The sequence below is a fragment of the Mesorhizobium sp. LjRoot246 genome (assembly GCF_964254115.1).
GTDB lineage: Bacteria > Pseudomonadota > Alphaproteobacteria > Rhizobiales > Rhizobiaceae > Mesorhizobium.
On the sequence record NZ_CAXUSN020000001.1, the window covers coordinates 5129543 to 5146325 of the forward strand.

18 protein-coding genes are annotated in these 16783 nt (G+C 62.7%); 12 read left to right on the forward strand and 6 right to left on the reverse strand.

The genetic code is table 11. The features are described from left to right. The first annotated feature begins 33 nt into the window (after positions 1-33). Both mutY and ACSQ3L_RS25185 read left to right on the forward strand, forming a co-directional pair. Complete coding sequence (gene mutY / locus ACSQ3L_RS25180) at positions 34-1236, forward strand: A/G-specific adenine glycosylase (protein WP_436162366.1); 1203 nt, start codon at positions 34-36, stop codon at positions 1234-1236. After that, the gene (locus tag ACSQ3L_RS25185) at positions 1229-1840 is read left to right on the forward strand and encodes an HAD family hydrolase (RefSeq protein ID WP_436162367.1); all 612 of its coding nucleotides are present in this window, start codon (positions 1229-1231) and stop codon (positions 1838-1840) included. Before mutY ends, ACSQ3L_RS25185 begins: the two co-directional genes overlap by 8 nt. Positions 1841-2061: 221 nt before the next feature. Here the strand turns inward: ACSQ3L_RS25185 and ACSQ3L_RS25190 are convergent, their stop codons facing one another. Continuing rightward, positions 2062-3195, reverse strand: coding sequence for a site-specific DNA-methyltransferase (locus ACSQ3L_RS25190; RefSeq protein WP_292185146.1), 1134 nt, complete (start codon positions 3193-3195; stop codon positions 2062-2064). Between the two features lie 163 nt (positions 3196-3358). Between ACSQ3L_RS25190 and ACSQ3L_RS25195 the strand changes: the two genes are divergently transcribed. From ACSQ3L_RS25195 to ACSQ3L_RS25205, 3 genes are all read left to right on the forward strand, one after another. Then, on the forward strand, positions 3359-4048 hold the full coding sequence (locus ACSQ3L_RS25195) for an HAD family hydrolase (RefSeq protein WP_436162368.1): 690 nt from the start codon (positions 3359-3361) through the stop codon (positions 4046-4048). Positions 4049-4315: 267 nt separating this feature from the next. Then, positions 4316-4552, forward strand: coding sequence for a CopG family ribbon-helix-helix protein (locus tag ACSQ3L_RS25200; protein ID WP_436162369.1), 237 nt, complete (start codon positions 4316-4318; stop codon positions 4550-4552). Continuing rightward, positions 4552-4836: a type II toxin-antitoxin system RelE/ParE family toxin gene (locus ACSQ3L_RS25205; protein ID WP_436162370.1), complete on the forward strand. Its 285-nt coding sequence runs from the start codon at positions 4552-4554 to the stop codon at positions 4834-4836. Before ACSQ3L_RS25200 ends, ACSQ3L_RS25205 begins: the two co-directional genes overlap by 1 nt. Positions 4837-4862: 26 nt before the next feature. On the opposite strand, the gene ACSQ3L_RS25210 is transcribed toward ACSQ3L_RS25205, so the two are convergent. Further along, the gene (locus ACSQ3L_RS25210; protein ID WP_436162371.1) at positions 4863-5591 is read right to left on the reverse strand and encodes a hypothetical protein; all 729 of its coding nucleotides are present in this window, start codon (positions 5589-5591) and stop codon (positions 4863-4865) included. 128 nt (positions 5592-5719) lie between these two features. Between ACSQ3L_RS25210 and thrC the strand changes: the two genes are divergently transcribed. The 4 genes from thrC to ACSQ3L_RS25230 are packed head-to-tail and all read left to right on the forward strand — an operon-like array spanning position 5720 to position 11928. Next, the gene (thrC, locus tag ACSQ3L_RS25215; protein WP_436162372.1) at positions 5720-7117 is read left to right on the forward strand and encodes a threonine synthase; all 1398 of its coding nucleotides are present in this window, start codon (positions 5720-5722) and stop codon (positions 7115-7117) included. Positions 7118-7131: 14 nt separating this feature from the next. Further along, positions 7132-8424, forward strand: coding sequence for a M16 family metallopeptidase (locus ACSQ3L_RS25220; protein WP_436162373.1), 1293 nt, complete (start codon positions 7132-7134; stop codon positions 8422-8424). 15 nt (positions 8425-8439) lie between these two features. Continuing rightward, on the forward strand, positions 8440-9036 hold the full coding sequence (locus tag ACSQ3L_RS25225) for a GNAT family N-acetyltransferase (RefSeq protein WP_436162374.1): 597 nt from the start codon (positions 8440-8442) through the stop codon (positions 9034-9036). A gap of 3 nt (positions 9037-9039) precedes the next feature. Continuing rightward, the gene (locus ACSQ3L_RS25230) at positions 9040-11928 is read left to right on the forward strand and encodes an EAL domain-containing protein (protein ID WP_436162375.1); all 2889 of its coding nucleotides are present in this window, start codon (positions 9040-9042) and stop codon (positions 11926-11928) included. A gap of 5 nt (positions 11929-11933) precedes the next feature. Here the strand turns inward: ACSQ3L_RS25230 and ACSQ3L_RS25235 are convergent, their stop codons facing one another. Next, positions 11934-12542, reverse strand: coding sequence for a YqgE/AlgH family protein (locus ACSQ3L_RS25235; protein ID WP_292185166.1), 609 nt, complete (start codon positions 12540-12542; stop codon positions 11934-11936). A gap of 171 nt (positions 12543-12713) precedes the next feature. Here ACSQ3L_RS25235 and ACSQ3L_RS25240 point away from each other — a divergent pair, with 171 nt between their 5' ends. The 3 genes from ACSQ3L_RS25240 (at position 12714) to ACSQ3L_RS25250 (ending at position 14646) form a co-directional block, all read left to right on the forward strand. Next, a complete protein-coding gene (locus ACSQ3L_RS25240) occupies positions 12714-13520 on the forward strand; it encodes a protein-disulfide reductase DsbD domain-containing protein (protein WP_436162376.1) in 807 nt (268 codons plus the stop codon). Positions 13521-13604: 84 nt separating this feature from the next. Beyond that, the gene (locus ACSQ3L_RS25245) at positions 13605-14087 is read left to right on the forward strand and encodes a peroxiredoxin (protein ID WP_436162377.1); all 483 of its coding nucleotides are present in this window, start codon (positions 13605-13607) and stop codon (positions 14085-14087) included. Between the two features lie 82 nt (positions 14088-14169). After that, entirely contained in the window at positions 14170-14646 is a 477-nt protein-coding gene (locus ACSQ3L_RS25250) for a DUF2938 domain-containing protein (protein ID WP_436162378.1), read from the forward strand. Between the two features lie 4 nt (positions 14647-14650). On the opposite strand, the gene ACSQ3L_RS25255 is transcribed toward ACSQ3L_RS25250, so the two are convergent. Genes ACSQ3L_RS25255 through ACSQ3L_RS25265 form a run of 3 tightly spaced genes read right to left on the reverse strand, consistent with a single transcriptional unit; the run spans position 14651 to position 16780 of the window. Continuing rightward, complete coding sequence (locus tag ACSQ3L_RS25255; protein WP_436162379.1) at positions 14651-15235, reverse strand: histidine phosphatase family protein; 585 nt, start codon at positions 15233-15235, stop codon at positions 14651-14653. Between the two features lie 40 nt (positions 15236-15275). Continuing rightward, the gene (gene rnhA / locus ACSQ3L_RS25260) at positions 15276-15806 is read right to left on the reverse strand and encodes a ribonuclease HI (protein ID WP_436162380.1); all 531 of its coding nucleotides are present in this window, start codon (positions 15804-15806) and stop codon (positions 15276-15278) included. 11 nt (positions 15807-15817) lie between these two features. Next, positions 15818-16780, reverse strand: a complete 963-nt coding sequence (locus ACSQ3L_RS25265) for a homoserine kinase (protein ID WP_436162381.1) — start codon at positions 16778-16780, stop codon at positions 15818-15820. Positions 16781-16783 lie beyond the last annotated feature (3 nt).

Here is a 16783-nt window from a genome sequence, read left to right on the forward strand (position 1 = left end):
CCACCAGATACCGGCCAGGCCAATACAAGATCAATGGCATCAGCAGACCAGACCCGCAAGACCGTAGATGCATCCGGGGATAGCACCAGGGTTGCATCCGGGGATAGCACCAGAGTTGCATCCGGGGATAGCAACATAGCTGCATCCGGAAGTATCGCATCCCGCCTGCTCGGCTGGTACGATGTGCATCACCGTGAATTGCCTTGGCGCGTCACACCCCGCGAGCATGCGCGCGGCGTAAGGCCTGACCCCTACCGCATCTGGCTCTCCGAGGTCATGCTGCAGCAGACCACCGTCGAAGCTGTGAAGGCCTATTTCCGGATTTTCGTCGAGAAATGGCCCGACGTCGAGGCGCTGGCCGCGGCACCCACCGAGGACGTGATGAAGGCCTGGGCCGGGCTCGGCTATTATTCCCGCGCCCGCAATCTCAAGGCCTGCGCCGATCTCGTCGCCCAGCGTGGCGGCCGGTTTCCCGACACGGAGACGGGTTTGAAAGAATTGCCCGGCATCGGCGCCTATACGTCGGCGGCGATCACGGCGATCGCCTTCGACCGCCCCGCCGCCGTTGTCGACGGCAATGTCGAACGCGTCATCTCCCGGTTGTTTTCGATCGCAACCCCGCTCAGCGAAGCCAAGCCCGAGATACGTGCCCATGTCGAGCGCATGGTGCCCAGGACAAGGCCTGGCGATTTCGCCCAGGCGATGATGGATCTCGGCGCCACCATCTGCACCCCGCGACGGCCGCGCTGCATGCTGTGCCCGCTGCGCGAAGATTGCGACGCGGTCGTTTCAGGCGATCCCGAGCACTTCCCAGTGCGCCTGCCCAAGGCCGACAAACCGCAGCGGCGCGGCGCGGCCTTCGTCGCCGTGCGGGACGATGGCGCCATTCTTCTGCGTAAGCGAGCGGAGAAGGGCTTGCTGGGCGGCATGACCGAGGTGCCGACAACGGGCTGGACCGCGCGGATCGACGGGGCGATCACGGAAGCGGCCGCGCCCTTTCCCGCCGACTGGCAGCATGCAGGCCGCATTGCACATGTCTTCACGCATTTCGCTCTCGACCTCGAAGTCTTTCGCGCCCACATCAAAGGTGATGCGCCAGGCGGGCATTTCTGGTCGCTCGCCCATGAAATTTCCGGCGAGGCCCTGCCGACTGTCATGAAAAAGGCAATCGAGGCTGCGATACCCGGCGCGACGAAGAAGCCGTCGCCACACAGTGCAAAGAGGCCCCATGACTGAAATCCGCCACATCGTTTTCGACATCGGCCGCGTGCTGATCCACTACGATCCCAACATTCCGTTCAGCCGCCTCATTCCGGATGTCGAAGAGAGAAAGTGGTTCTTCGACAATGTCTGCACGCATGACTGGAACATCGAGCAGGATCGCGGCCGGACATGGGAAGAGGCCGAGGCGCTGCTGATCGCGGACCACCCCGATCACGCGGAAAACATCCGCGGTTTCCGCCGCCACTGGCACGACATGGTGCCGCATGCCTATGACGACAGCGTCGCCATCATGATCGGCCTGATCGAGAGCGGCCACGACGTCACCATGCTGACCAACTTCGCCAGCGACACGCTGGCCGAGGCCCGCGAGCGCTTCGATTTTCTCAATCGTCCGCGCGGTGTGACGGTGTCGGCCGATATCCGCCAGATCAAGCCAGACCGCGCCATCTACGATCACCACGTCGCCGCGTTCGGTCTCCAACCGTCAGCCACGCTGTTCATCGACGACAGCCAGAAGAATGTCGATGGCGCCAAGGCAGCCGGCTGGCAGTCGGTGCTGTTCACCGACGCCAAGACGCTTCAAGCAGACCTTGAGCGGTACGGCATCGCGGTGTGAACCGCACAGAGGGCCGAAGGTAGCGCTCTACGGCGCCCCCCTCTGGCCTGCCGGCCATCTCCCCCTCAAGGGTGGAGATCGGCTGTCATCACCGCTTCGCCGATTTTTGACGTTGCAAGGTGAGAGCGGTCGCAGACGCTGCTGATCTCCCCCCTTGAGGGGGAGATGCCCGGCAGGGCAGAGGGGGGCTGCCGTAGAGCGCCGACTTTTACACCCTGGCCTCAGGCCCCTGCCCGCTCCATGCCAAGCCGTGCAATGCGGCGAAGCTCGTCGATCGGGGTCAGGCCGCCGCTGCGCTCATAATGCCAGAAGGTCCAGCCGTTGCAGGCATCCAGACCCTGCACTTCGGCGCCGATCTTGTGGATCGAGCCGGCGCTGTCGCCGATCGCCACCGTGCCGTCGGCGCGCACCTTGGCCGCCCAGCGCTTCTTGGCGTCGTAGAGCGTGGCGCCGGGCATGACCAGTCCGGTGTCGATCAGGCTGACGAAGGCGACGCGCGGCTCGGCGCGCTTGCCGGTGAGCACTGTCAAGTCAGCCTCATCCAGCGGCCGCACCGCGTCGATACGCTCGTTGGCGGCGTCGATATAGGCCTGCTCGCGCTCGATGCCGACGAAATGGCGGCCAAGGCGCTTGGCGACCGCGCCGGTTGTGCCGGAGCCGAAGAAGGGATCGAGCACGATGTCGCCCGGTTTGGTCGAGGCCATCATGATGCGGGCAAGCAGCGCTTCCGGCTTCTGCGTCGGATGCAGCTTGTCGCCATTGTCGTTCTTCAGCCGCTCGCCGCCGGTGCAGATCGGAAACAGCCAGTCGGAGCGCATCTGGATGTCGTCGTTGGACGCCTTCATCGCCTCGTAGTTGAAGGTATAGCCCTTGCCCTTCTGGTCGCGCGAAGCCCAGATCATCGTCTCATGCGCATTCTGGAAGCGGCGGCCACGGAAATTCGGCATCGGGTTGGTCTTGCGCCAGACCACGTCGTTGAGGATCCAGAAGCCGAGATCCTGCATCTTGGCGCCGACCCGGAAGATGTTGTGATAGGAGCCGATGACCCAGATGGTGCCGTTGGGCTTCAGCACCCGGCGCGCCGCCAGAAGCCAGGCCCGCGTGAAGGCGTCATAGGCCTCGAAACTTTCGAACTGGTCCCAGTCGTCATCGACGGCGTCGACCTTCGACTGATCGGGCCGGTGCAGGTCGCCGTCGAGCTGCAGATTGTAGGGCGGATCGGCGAAGATGACGTCGATCGACTTTTCCGGCAACCGGTCGAGTGCTGCAACGCAGTCGCCCTTGAGGATCGTGTCCAGCCATTCGGATTGCTGGGGAGCGTGGGAAAGCTCGTCGAGAAGACGCACGGCAGACATTCTGACACCCAAGGCACGCGTTGCTGTTTACTCCCTGTTATGGTTACCGATCAGCGTAAATATTCGGTGAAGACCGCTGAATTTGCGAAGGTGGCCCTGTTGGTGTATGCCGCGCCGCCTGAGCCTTCCGAGGCCACTTCATCCTCCCATTGTCCGGATCACCATGCCCCAGCCAGACCTTGTCATATTCGATTGCGACGGCGTGCTCGTCGATTCCGAAATCATCGCCGCCCGCGTCGAGGCGGAGCTGTTGACCTTGGCCGGGTATGAAATATCGGCCGAGGAGCTCGCGGAGACCTATGCCGGACTGACCTTCAAGGACATCATGATACGGGTCGAGGAGAAGTCGAGCATCCCGTTCCAGGTCTCGCTCATCGACCGCGCCGAGGAGCTGGTCGACCGCAAGCTGCGCAGCGACGTCCGCGTCATCGACGGGGTGCGGGAGGCGGTCGCCGCGGTAACCGTGCCGCGCTGCGTCTGCTCGAATTCACGCTCCGAGCGGGTCGAATTCATGCTGGAGAAGGTGCATCTTTTGCCGTTTTTCGCCGGCCGAATCTTTTCGGCGATGGAAACACCGACCGGGAAAACAAAGCCGGCCCCCGACGTGTTCCTGTTCGCGGCGGAGAAACTCAACGCCAAGCCGGCGAACACGTTCGTCATCGAGGATTCCGTGCATGGCGTGCACGGCGCCAGGGCGGCTGGCATGCGGGTGATCGGCTTCACCGGCGCTGGACACAGCTATCCCGGCCATGCCGACGCGTTGACCGAGGCCGGCGCCGAAACGGTGATCCGCCGCTGGGCGGAGCTGAAAAGCGTGATTGCGGCGCTGTCGGAGTGGTCAGCGGATGCCTGAAGCGCATGACTGAATTCCGCTGATGGATTGGTTGCGGCAGGACTCCTACCGTCCGGCCGGCCTACCGGTTCTCGTTTTCGGCGCGCTTCATCGATAAGACGCCGGGCCGCATTGTCGAGCTGAGCGCTGAGAGTTGTGGATGACCCGTCGAGCCCGCCTTTTGCTCGACTTCGGCTTTCGCCGCGCTTCGGGGTGGTCGGATCCGGTGCTGCATTTTTTGAGCGGGTTTTCGTTTCAAAACCCTGCTGGCTATGCGATAATTGCCTGATGACGATTGAGCTTGAAATCACGCCAGAGCTAGAGGCTCGCATCGATGCGATCGCCGCGCGGTCCAGCCTATCCGCGTCGGAAGTCATTGCGGATGCGCTTGAGAACGGCCATTCCCTCGAATGGCAAGAGCGGTTTTTAGACAAGGTGAACGCAGGAATCGAAGCGGCCGACCGTGGCGAGTTTGCCAGCCGTGCCGACATCGAACGGGTATTGAACAAGTACCGTCCCACCTGATGCAGGTTTCATGGACGAACGCCGCTCTCGGTGACCTCGACCAGATTCAGGATTTTGTAGCGCAAGACAGTCCCGTTGCGGCTTACCGGCTTGCAGCCGACCTGATTGGCCGCACGGATGAGCTCTTAGTGTCGAATCCAATAATTGGGCGCAAGGGTCGCGCAAATGGAACCCGCGAACTGGTGATATCGCGGACGCCCTACATCTACCGCGTGCGTGGCGGTGACGTTGAAGTCCTCGCCGTCGTCCATGGGGCCAGAGAATGGCCGAAGAGCTTCACATAGCCCAGCTCATATCTTGTGTTTGCCGCCTAGTTCGTCGCGGCGGCTCTCTTCCTCTGCTTCTTCTTCGGCTTGTCGGTCGTTGCCTTCTGCGCGGTTTCGTCATAGCCGGCAAAGGCCTGATAGTCCTGCGCGGTCGGCTCAGGCACGACGACATTGGAATCGGTGAAGACGAACTGCGTGGCGACCGAAGGATCGGTGACCTGGACCTGATATTGGTGGAGCTGCGAGTAGAGGACCTCGGTGCCATGCATCACGGCGGTGCGGATTGGCATCGTGATGGTGCCCGGAGAAAACTTCGGTCCTGGGACGATCTTGCCGGCAACCGCGATCTTCATCGTCAGCTGGCCGTTGGCACGGCTGCAATCGCGCGTCACGTCGCTGACCGACGCCTGGTAGATGATGTTGGCCGATTCGTCGGGCGGGGTAGCAGCGGCGGCATCAGCCTCGGCCTGGGCCGCGGCATCCTGCGCGGCGTCGCCGGTCTTCTTGATCCTGGGCTTGGGCTTTTGGGCATCCTTGGAATAGGTGTTGAAGAAGGCCGTGCCGTCCCGCACCGTCACCCTGGGACAATAGGCCTGCAACTGGCTGGCCAGTATCTTGGGATCCTGCGGCGGCGGCGGAGCCGTTGGATCCTTCTTGCCGATGCCGAGGTTCAGGATGCCATTGTCGCCCGATTGGCAGCCGGCGGCGGCAAGCATAAAGCCGGTGAGCGCAAGACCCGCCAAAAAGCGACCACTGAATGTACGAAACGCCATGAAACTGCACTTCCCTCTCGCAAAGCTGGTGACGTATATCAACCGCGCGGCAAAAATGCGACTGAGCCAGCGCAGAAATTAACCACCTTGCGGTGGGCGGAAAAGCCAAGCAGTAACGGATTTGTGACATGCAATATGTGAGTACCCGCGGGGAAGCCCCCGTTCTCGGATTTTCCGACGCAGTCCTGGCTGGGCTGGCGCGCGACGGCGGGCTCTACGTGCCGCGCGAATGGCCACAGTTTTCCGCAGCCGAGATCCGCGCCATGCGCGGCCTTGCCTATCCCGATCTTGCCATCCGCGTGCTGTCGCCGTTCCTCGGCGGCGAAATCCCGGCCCCCGTCTTCGAACGGCTGGTGCGCGAAGCCTATGCCACCTTTCGCCACGAGGCCGTCTGCCCGCTGGTGCAGACCGGCCCCAACACCTTCATCCTGGAACTCTTCCACGGACCGACGCTCGCCTTCAAGGACGTGGCGATGCAGCTTCTCGCCCGGCTGATGGACCACGTGCTTACCGAACGCGATCAGCACGCCACCATCGTCGGCGCCACCTCGGGCGACACCGGCGGGGCGGCAATCGACGCCTTTGCCGGGCGCAGCCGCACCGACATCTTCATCCTTTTCCCACATGGCCGCGTCTCGCCGGTGCAGCAGCGGCAGATGACGACATCGACGGCTGAAAACGTCCATGCTCTGGCGATCGAAGGCAATTTCGACGATTGCCAGGGGCTGCTCAAGGACATGTTCAACGATCACGGTTTTCGCGACCGGGTTTCGCTTTCGGGCGTCAATTCGATCAACTGGGCTCGCATCATGGCCCAGATCGTCTATTATTTCTCCTCGGCGCTGTCGCTCGGCGCGCCGGACCGGCCGGTCTCCTTCACCGTGCCGACCGGCAATTTCGGCGATATCTTCGCCGGCTACGCCGCCAAGAAGATGGGTTTGCCGATCGAGCGGCTGGTCATCGCCACCAACGACAACGACATCCTGGCGCGCACTTTCGCGACCGGCGAATACCGCACCAAGGGCGTCTTTGCGACCACCTCGCCGTCGATGGACATTCAGGTATCGTCCAATTTCGAACGCCTGCTGTTCGAGGCCTCCGGCCGTGACGCGGCGACCGTGCGGCGCTACATGGACGGCCTCAAGCAGTCCGGCGCCTTCACCATCGAAACCCAGCAAATCGCCGGAATGCGGTCCGAATTCGATGCTGGCCGCGCTGACATGGACGAGGTCGCCGCCACCATCCGCTCGACGCTCGCGGCCAGCAACTATCTGCTCGATCCGCACACCGCGGCAGCCGTTCATGTCGCGGCAGGCAAGGCGACAGGCGCCGTGCCGATGGTGGTGCTTGGCACCGCGCATCCGGCAAAATTCCCGGCCGCTGTCGAAGCCGCCAGCGGCGTGTCGCCCCCTCTGCCCGCATGGCTAGGGGGGTTGATGACATCGGAGGAAAAATACACGGTACTTCCATCCGACCTGAAAATGGTGGAAGATTACGTCGGCCGCCGCGCGCGGGCGGCGCGTTAGGGAGTACTAGCCATATGGGTGTTGAGGTAAGCCGTCTGTCGAACGGCCTGACAGTCGCCACCGAAACCCTTCAAAGCATCGAATCGGTTGCCCTTGGTGCCTGGGTCAAGTCGGGTGCCCGCAATGAACGTGACGACGAGCATGGCATGGCCCATCTGCTCGAGCACATGGCGTTCAAGGGCACGAAAAGGCGGAGCGCCTTCGAAATAGCCTCGGAGATCGAGGACGTCGGTGGCGAGATCAACGCCGCCACCAGCGTCGAGACCACCTCCTACTATGCCAGGGTGCTCTCCGACGATGTGCCGCTGGCTGTCGACATTCTTGCCGACATCCTGCAGGAGTCCGAGTTCGACCCGCAGGAGCTCGAACGCGAGCAGCATGTGATCCTGCAGGAGATCGGTGCCGCGCACGACACGCCCGACGACATCGTCTTCGACAGGTTCACCGAGACGGCCTTCCGCCACCAGACAATCGGCCGCTCGATCCTGGGCACGCCGGAAACCGTCAAATCCTTCACCTCGAAACAGTTGCACGATTTCATCGAACGGCAATACGGCGCCGAGCGCATGGTGATTGTCGCTGCCGGCGACATCAAGCACGACAAATTCGTGCGCGAGGTCGAGAAGCAGCTCGGCGGCTTCCGCAGGAAGGCCGACAGCACCATCCCGCAATATGCGCAATATGTCGGCGGCGATTTTCGCGAGGACCGCGACCTGATGGACGCGCAGATCGTGCTCGGGTTCGAAGGCCGCGCCTATCATGTGCGCGATTTCTATGCTTCGCAGGTGCTGTCGATGATCCTCGGCGGCGGCATGTCGTCGCGCCTGTTCCAGGAGGTCCGCGAGAAGCGCGGCCTGTGTTATTCGGTCTATGCCTTCCACTGGGGTTTTTCCGACACCGGCGTCTTCGGCATCCATGCCGCCACCGGCCAGAGCGACATCGCTGAACTGGTTCCTGTCATCATCGACGAACTGCAGAAGGCCGGCGAGAACATCCTGCAGGAAGAACTCGACCGCGCGCGTGCCCAATATCGCGCCGGGCTGATCATGTCCGCCGAAAGCCCGGCCAGCCGCGCTTCGCAGATCGCTCGACAATTGCTTCTGTTCGGCCGGCCGATCGCCAAGGAGGAACTGATGGAACGGCTGTCGGCGCTGACGATCGAGCGGCTGACCGATCTGTCGTCGCGGCTGTTTTCGACCAAGCCGACGCTTACCGCTGTCGGGCCTGTGGGTACGCTGGCGCCATACGAGGCGATTCTCGAATCGCTCGCGGGCACGCCGACCACGGCCCGCAAGCTCGCCGTCTAAGTCCCTCAAAGCGCCATGTTCGCGCTCCCTTTCTTTCGCCGTGACCTGCCGGCACTGAAAGGCGACCTTGTCACGCTGCGTGTGCCGTTCACCAACGACTACCGCGAGTGGGCGGCGGTGCGCGGTGAAAGCCGCGCCTTCCTCGAGCCATGGGAGCCACGCTGGACTCCCGATGAACTCGACCGCAACGCATGGCGGCTGCGCATCAGCCGCTACCGCGAAGATTATGCGCAAGGAACCGCGATCGCCTTCTTCATCTTCGAGAGGAGCAGCGGCAAGCTTGCGGGCGGCATTACGCTCGGCAACATACGCCACGGCGTCTCGCAAAGCGGCCATGTCGGCTACTGGATTGGCGAGCGGTTCGGCGGCCGCGGCCTGATGACCGATGCGGTCAAGGTGGTGACCCGCTTCGCCTTCGATACGCTGAGGTTGCACCGGATCGAGGCGGCCTGTATTCCCGACAATATCAGGTCGATCCGTGTGCTTGAAAAAGCCGGATTCCGGCGCGAAGGACTTCTGCGATCCTATCTCAGGATCAACGGCATCTGGCAGGACCACTACCTCTACGCCCGGATCGCGGACGATCCGCCGGGCGTTGGAACGAAGGACTGATTTTTGACGAATTTCCTGCGCAACGGGCCGCTGTTCGCCTTTGTCCTAGCGATGATCCTAACGCTGTGCGCGGCATCGTCGGCCTTCGCCGTCGAGCCGATCAAGATCGCCCGCGACGACGTCGCGCTCGACCTTTCAGGCGCCGTCGAGATCTACCGGAACCAGGGCGAGAATTTCCAGGTGTCTACCGCTCCCGGACCGGACGGCATCGTGCGGCGCATCGAGGTCGAGGCAAATGATGCGCGCTCGACCGGCGACTGGGCGGTGTTCGCGCTTGCCAACACCACCGACCAGCAGCTCGACAGGCTGATCGTCGCACCGCATTTCCGGCTGGTGAATTCCGGCATCTTCTGGCCGGATCTCGGCTCGACCCGCATCGCCGCCATCACCCCCAGCGAAGGCTTCGCGCTCGACCGCCAGACCAGCCCCGACGCCGACGTGTTCCGGGTGACGCTGAACCCCGGCACTGTGATCACCTTCATCGCCGAACTGGCCTCGCCCAAACTGCCTCAGGTCTATCTCTGGGATCCGGAATCCTACAAGGACTCAGTCAATTCCTACACGCTGTTTCGCGGCATCGTCATTGGCATCGCCGGCCTGCTGGCGCTGTTCCTGACCATTCTTTTCGTGGTCAAGGGAACCTCGATGTTCCCGGCGACCGCAGCACTCGCCTGGGCGGTCCTTGCCTATATCTGCGTCGATTTCGGCTTCCTCAACAAGATCATCGAGATATCGCCCGGCAACGAGCAGATGTGGCGAGCGGGAACGGAGGTGGCGCTGGCGGGAACCTTCGTGGTGTTCCTGTTCGCCTATCTCAATCTCAACCGATGGCACGGCCATTTCAGCTACGGCGCGCTGGTTTGGATCCTCGGGCTGGTGCTGATCGCCGGTGTCGCCATCGTCGATCCGGCGGTCGCCGCCGGCATCGCCAGGCTGTCCTTCGCCGCCACCGCGCTGACCGGACTCGGCCTGATCATCTTCCTCGGCATACGCGGCTACGACCGCGCCATCATGCTGGTGCCCAGTTGGGTCATGGTGCTGTTGTGGCTATGCGGATCGTGGATGGCGATCACCGGCATGCTCGACAACGATATTGCCCAGCCGGCGCTGGGTGGCGGGCTGATCCTGATCATCCTTTTGATCGGCTTCACCGTCATGCAGCATGCCTTTGCCGGCGGCGCGCTGCACCAGGGCCTGTTTTCCGACCTCGAGCGGCAGGCGCTGGCTGTCGCCGGGTCGGGCGACACGGTGTGGGACTGGGACGTGCTGCGCGACCGCGTCGTCACCAAGCCCGATGTCAGCATCCAGCTCGGCCTGGCGCCCAACAGTCTTGGCGGCGCGGCGCGCAACTGGCTGCCTGTGCTGCATGCCGACGACCGCGACACGTTCCGCACGACACTCGACGTGGTGCTCGAACACCGGCGCGGCCGGGTGTCGCAGAACTTCCGCCTGCGCGGTGCCGACGGCCACTATCACTGGTTCTCGCTGCGCGCGCGCCCGGTGATCGGATCGGACGGCGAGGTCATCCGCTGCGTCGGCACCATGGTCGACGTGACCGAGCAGAAGAAGTCCGAGGAAAGGCTGCTGCACGACGCCGTACACGACAATCTGACCGGGCTGCCAAACCGCGAATTGCTGATGAACCGGCTGGAGGCGATCATCTCGATCGCCCGCACCGAGGAAAAAGTCCGGCCGACCGTCTTCGTCATCGATATCGACCGCTTCAAGCAGGTCAATGACGGGCTTGGCATCTCGGCCGGCGACACCATCCTTTTGACCATCGCGCGCCGCCTGCACCGGCTGCTCAAGCCGAAAGATTCGCTGTCGCGCTTTGCCGGCGACCAGTTCGCGCTGATGCTGCTTTCCGAACAGGACCCGGCCCGCATCGCCGCCGTCGCCGACGCCATCAAGCACGCGATCAACAACCCGATTACCTTCGCCAAGCGCGAGATCGTGCTGACCGCGTCGATCGGATTGATCACCTGGAATTCGCCGCAAATGTCGGCCGAGGACATGGTCAAGGATGCCGAGCTTGCCATGCATCAGGCCAAGCGCTTCGGCGGCGACAGGATCGAGCCGTTCCGCCCGGCTTTCCGCACCGTCGGCACCGACAGGCTGCAGTTCGAATCCGACCTGCGTCGCGCCATCGAGCGGCGCGAATTCACGCTTGCCTACCAGCCGATCGTGCGGCTGGAGGATGGCAGCGTCGCCGGCTTCGAGGCCCTGCTGCGCTGGGACCATCCACGCCGTGGCATGATCCCGCCGGCGGATTTCATCCCGGTCGCCGAAAGCTGCGGGCTGATCGTGCAGCTCGGCCTGTTTGCCATGCAGCAGGCGGCGGAAGACCTCGCCACATGGCAAAAGCAGATCGGCGACGCGCCGCTGTCGGTCTCGGTCAATTTGTCCAGCCGCCAGTTGATCCGCCGCGACCTGGTCAGCGATGTCCGCTCGGTCATCGCGCGGGCCAATCTGAAGCCGCGCTGCTTCCGGCTCGAACTCACCGAATCGCTTGTCATGGACAATCCCGAACAGACCGCCCATGTGCTGACCAAGCTGAAGCAGCTCGGCATCGGCCTGTCGCTGGACGATTTCGGCACCGGCTATTCGTCACTGGCCTATCTGACGCGTTTCCCCTTCGACACCATCAAGATCGACAAGAGCTTCGTCGACGACAACACGCCCAAGCGCGCGGTGCTGCTCAAATCGATGGTCAACATGGCGCATGAGCTCGGCCTGTCTGTCGTCGCCGAGGGCATTTCAGACGAAAGCGATGCGCTGGAATTGCGCCAGATGGGCTGTGAATATGTGCAGAGCTTCATGTTCGGCGCGCCGATGCCAGGCGACCAGGTGCTGAAGACACTGAAGGAGCAGTATCCTCTGACGCAGGCGTAAGCGGCTCAGGCGTGCCCGGCAGCGAGGCTGAGATGCGCGAGATCGATGCCGATCGCGGCGAGGATACGGTCGTATTTGCGTTCGATGTCGGTGTCGAACAGGAGCTCGGCATTGGCCGGACACGTCAACCAGCCATTCTCGGCGATCTCGGTCTCCAACTGGCCGGCGCCCCAGCCGGAATAGCCGAGCGCCATCAGCGCGTGACGAGGCCCGCGGCCGGATGATATGGCGCGCAATATGTCGACCGTCGCGGTCAGGCAGATGTCGTCCGAAACGGTCAGCGACGATTCCACCCGGTAGTCGCCCGAATGCAGGACGAAGCCCCGGCTGCGGTCCACGGGTCCGCCATTGCGCACCACGAAATCGCGCGCCTGCGCCGGCAAGCGGATCGCCTCCTGTTCGTTCATAATGCCCAGTTGCACGAGCAGGTCGGGAAACAGCATCTGCTGTGTCTGGTTGATGATCAGGCCCATGGCGCCTTCATCGGAATGCGCGCAGACATAGATGACCGAGCGCGTAAACCGATCATCCTTCATGCCAGGCATGGCAATCAGGAACTGATCGTCAAGAAAGCCGCGGCTGGCGACCGTCTTCTTGTGGCGCAACAAGTCCATGAAAGGGAGCCTAACGCGTTTCCAAAGCGCCGAAAAGATGCGCCGTGCGGGATTCGACGAAAGCCTATGCTGCCGGCTCGAGCATTCTTCTCCCTCAAGGTCACGCAAATATGATACCGGCAAAGCCATGAAATCATTGCGCGGCCACGAACGGACGATCAAATCACCGCCATGCGAAGCTTGAAAATCCTGCTGCTCGGCGCCGCCATCGGATCGGCGACCGCTCTTCCCGCCGCCGCCTCCTCATCGGCGTGGTACAACAGCGAAGGCGGCAAGGTCCGCCTGGTGACATCAGGCAAAGCCGATGATGCCGGCCGCATCCAGGGCGTTCTCGACATAGCGCTCAAACCCGGCTGGAAGACCTACTGGCGCGATCCCGGCGATGCGGGCGTGCCGCCGCAGCTCGATGTTTCGGCCAGCACCAACATCGCCGACGCCACTTTGTCGTTTCCGGCGCCGCAGCGCCATGACGACGGCTACGGCAAATGGGCTGGCTACAACTATCCGGTTTCGCTTCCGGTGACATTCACGCTGACGACCCCGAACCAGCCGGCGGTCATCGATGCCGACATCTTTCTCGGCATCTGTGAAACAATCTGCATTCCAGTGCAGACACGGCTGACCGTCGACCCCGCCTCCGATCCGGACAATGCCGAGGACGCGGCGCTGGTGAGGGCAAGTTTCACGGCACTGCCGACGCCCGCGAGGTCCGATTTCGGCATCAACGTACTGCCAGGCGACCACGAGACGCTGATTGTCGAGGCGAGTTTTCCCGGCGATCCGGCGGCGGCGGATTTCTTCGTTGCCGGCGAGCGGGATTACATGTTCGGCACCCCTGCCCGCAGCGAAAAGGACGGCAAGCTGATTTTCACCGTGCCGATCCTCGATCGCCCCTCGACGACGCCGACCGATGGCGGGCTTCACTATACGCTGACGAGTTCGGCCGGCGCGGTCGAAGGGCTTCTGCCTTTCCCTTGATCCAGCCTGCCCGGACGGTTGCAGGAAGCCGTCGAGTTCGATACGCAAAGACACATCCTTCCCAATTTCCCAAGCGAGGAATTCATGAGCATCTCCGTTGGCGACAAGCTGCCTGACGTGACCTTCAAGACGATGACCGCCGATGGCGCCAAGTCGATTACCGGGGCCGAGATCTTCTCGGGAAAGAAGGTCGTGCTGTTTGGGGTCCCCGGCGCCTTCACGCCCACTTGCAGCAACAACCATTTGCCCGGCTATATCGAGAACCATGAGGCCATCCTGGCGCGCGGCGTCGACACGATCGCCGTCGTTTCGGTCAATGACGTCCACGTCATGGGTGCCTGGGCGCGCTTCACTGGCGGTGAGGGCAAGATCCTGTTCCTCGCCGACGGCAATGGTGATTTCGCCAAGGCGGTGGGCCTCGACAATGACCTTTCCGCCGGCGGCATGGGGCTGCGTTCGAAGCGATTTTCGATGGTCATAGACGACGGCAAGGTCACCGCGCTGAATGTCGAGACCAAGCCCGGTGTCGATGAGTCCGGCGCGGCTCATATTCTGGGACAGCTCTGAACTTCAGCGACGGCGCCGGGCATAAGCCCTCGACGACGATCGCGCCTGCAGTCCAGGCTTTGCCTTTGGGGGAACACTAGCGATGTTCGACATCTTCTGGCGCGCCATCGCGATCGGTATCGGCGCCACCGTGGCGATGGATCTCTGGGCCATCTTCCTGCACAAGACGTTCGGCCAGCCGCGCCCGAACTGGGGGCCGGTCGGTCGCTGGGTCTGGCACCTCAGCGACAAGGTCTTTCACGACGATATCGGTGATGCGGCACCTTACGCGCATGAACAGGCGCTAGGCTGGGCCTTTCATTATTTGGTCGGCATCGTCTATGGCATCATCCTGGTGGTGCTGGCCGGCGCAGGCTGGCTTGCCGTGCCGACATTCCTGCCGGCTTTCGTCCTCGGCATCGTCACCGTCGGTGCCGGCTGGTTCCTGCTGGCACCAGGCCTGGGCGCCGGCTGGGCCGCTTCGAAGCGCCCTAACCCGATGCAGGTCCGGGCGCTGAACCTGGTGTCGCACACGGTGTTCGCGCTCGGGCTGTACGGCACGGCTCTGCTGATCCGATAAACGTCTACGGCTGCGCCAACCCGTCGATCGGCCGCCATCCGTGGATAATTTGGCGCGCGCCGATATCGTAGGCGAAATAATTGCCGCCGCCGGCCGGCTGATCCGCTTCGCGGCTGATTTCCTTACCACTAAGAGACAGCAACAGCAGCGTTCCCACGCCTCCATGACCCACGAAGGCAATGTCGTCGGCGTCATTGGTGCGGAGCACAGCGTCGACTTCGCTGACGATACGCTGCTGGGCATCGATGGCGCGCTCCCATCCGCGAACGCTTTCGTGTGGATTGGCGAAGAATTGGTCCGCGACGATCTCGAACTCCGGCGGCGGCAGGAAACCCGTCGCCGATCGGTCGTTTTCGTGCATCCGCTGCCTCACCTCGATGGCAAGACGCAGATGCGCCGCGAGGATCTCGGCGGTTTCCATCGCCTTGCGCTCAGCTGACGACACGATACGCCGGATCGACCCGAGCCATGGCTGATCGAGCATTGCAAACGCTCGCGTGCGTCCGATCTCGGACAGCCCCCATTCCGGAACGGGAACATTAGCGTCGACCTGAACCTGGGGATGCGTGATATAATACAAGACCGGCACGATAGAGATCTTCCTGCCCGAGAGCCGCTCCGCTTCCGGATCAATAACTCTGGGTCGAGCGCCGCACCTTCGCAATTGTGGGCTGTTTTGCCTGCGCAGCCGGCTTTAGCGCTGCTGCAGGCTTGAACGGGCCTTTCTTGAACGGCGCCATGCCTTCGCGCGCGAGTTCGTCGGCGCGCTCGTTCTCGACATGGCCGGCATGGCCCTTGACCCAGTTCCAGGTCACCTTGTGGCGCTTGTTGGCCTCGTCGAGCGCCTGCCAGAGTTCGCCGTTCTTTACAGGCTTCTTGTCGGCGGTCTTCCAGCCGTTCTTCTTCCAGCCATGGATCCACTTGGAAATGCCGTCCATGACATATTTGCTGTCGGTGTGAAGCTCGACCGTGCACGGTTCCTTCAGCGCGTTCAGCGCCGAGATGGCGGCAAGAAGTTCCATGCGGTTGTTGGTCGTTTCGGCCTCACCGCCGGAAAGCTCCTTAGTGGTGCCGTTGAAGCGCAGGATCGCGCCCCAGCCGCCGGGGCCGGGATTGCCCGAACAGGCGCCGTCGGTGAAGATTTCAACCTGTTTGCTCATGATACCCCATATCAGGCCAATCCATATTCCGAAGGAGATTTGATCGCCCGATGGAACCGCATCCTTCTGATGTATTCGGTCGGGTCGCGTTTCATCACCAGCCCGCTATCGGGAACGGTCAGCCAGTCGTACAGCCGGGTCAGCATGAAGCGCAACGCCGAACCGCGCGCCAGAATCGGCAGCGCCGCCTTTTCTTGTTCGCTCAGGGGCCTCACGCTCTGATAGCCGGCAAGCAGCGCCTTGCCCTTGGTGAGGTTGAAGGAAAAATCCTTCTCGAAGCACCAGGCGTTGAGGCAAGTGGCGACGTCGTAGGCGTAGAGGTCGTCGCAGGCGAAATAGAAATCGATCAGGCCGGAGAGCTTTTCGCCAAGGAAGAAAACATTGTCCGGGAAAAGATCGGCATGGATGATGCCTTGCGGCAGGTCTTTCGGCCAGTTGCGCTCGAAATCGGCGAAATCGGCATCGACTTCGGCCGCCAGGCCCGGCTCAACCTCGTCGGCGCGATCACGGGACGCGTCCCAGAGCTTGCGCCAGCCGTCGATGGCCAGTGCATTGCGGCGCGTCATCGAAAAATCGGCGCCGGCCAGGTGCAACTGTGCCAGCGCCTTGCCGACCTCTGCGCAATGCGTCGCTGTCGGCCGCCGCAGCGAAAGCCCTTCGAGGAAGGTGATGATGACCGCCGGCCGGCCGGCGAGCGTGCCGATGACGCTGCCGTCATGCGCGGTCACCGGCAGTGGGCAGGACACACCTTTATTGGCGAGATGGCCCATCAGGCCGAGGAAAAACGGCAGATCCGCCTTCTCGACCCGCTTTTCATAGAGCGTCAGAATGTAGGAGCCGCTGGAGGTGTGCAGAAGGAAGTTCGAATTTTCGGTGCCTTCGGCAATGCCCTTGTAGGACAGGAGATCGCCAACCGGATAGTGCTTCAGGAATGCGCCGAGTTCGCCTTCCGCAACGTCGGTGTAGACCGCCATGTG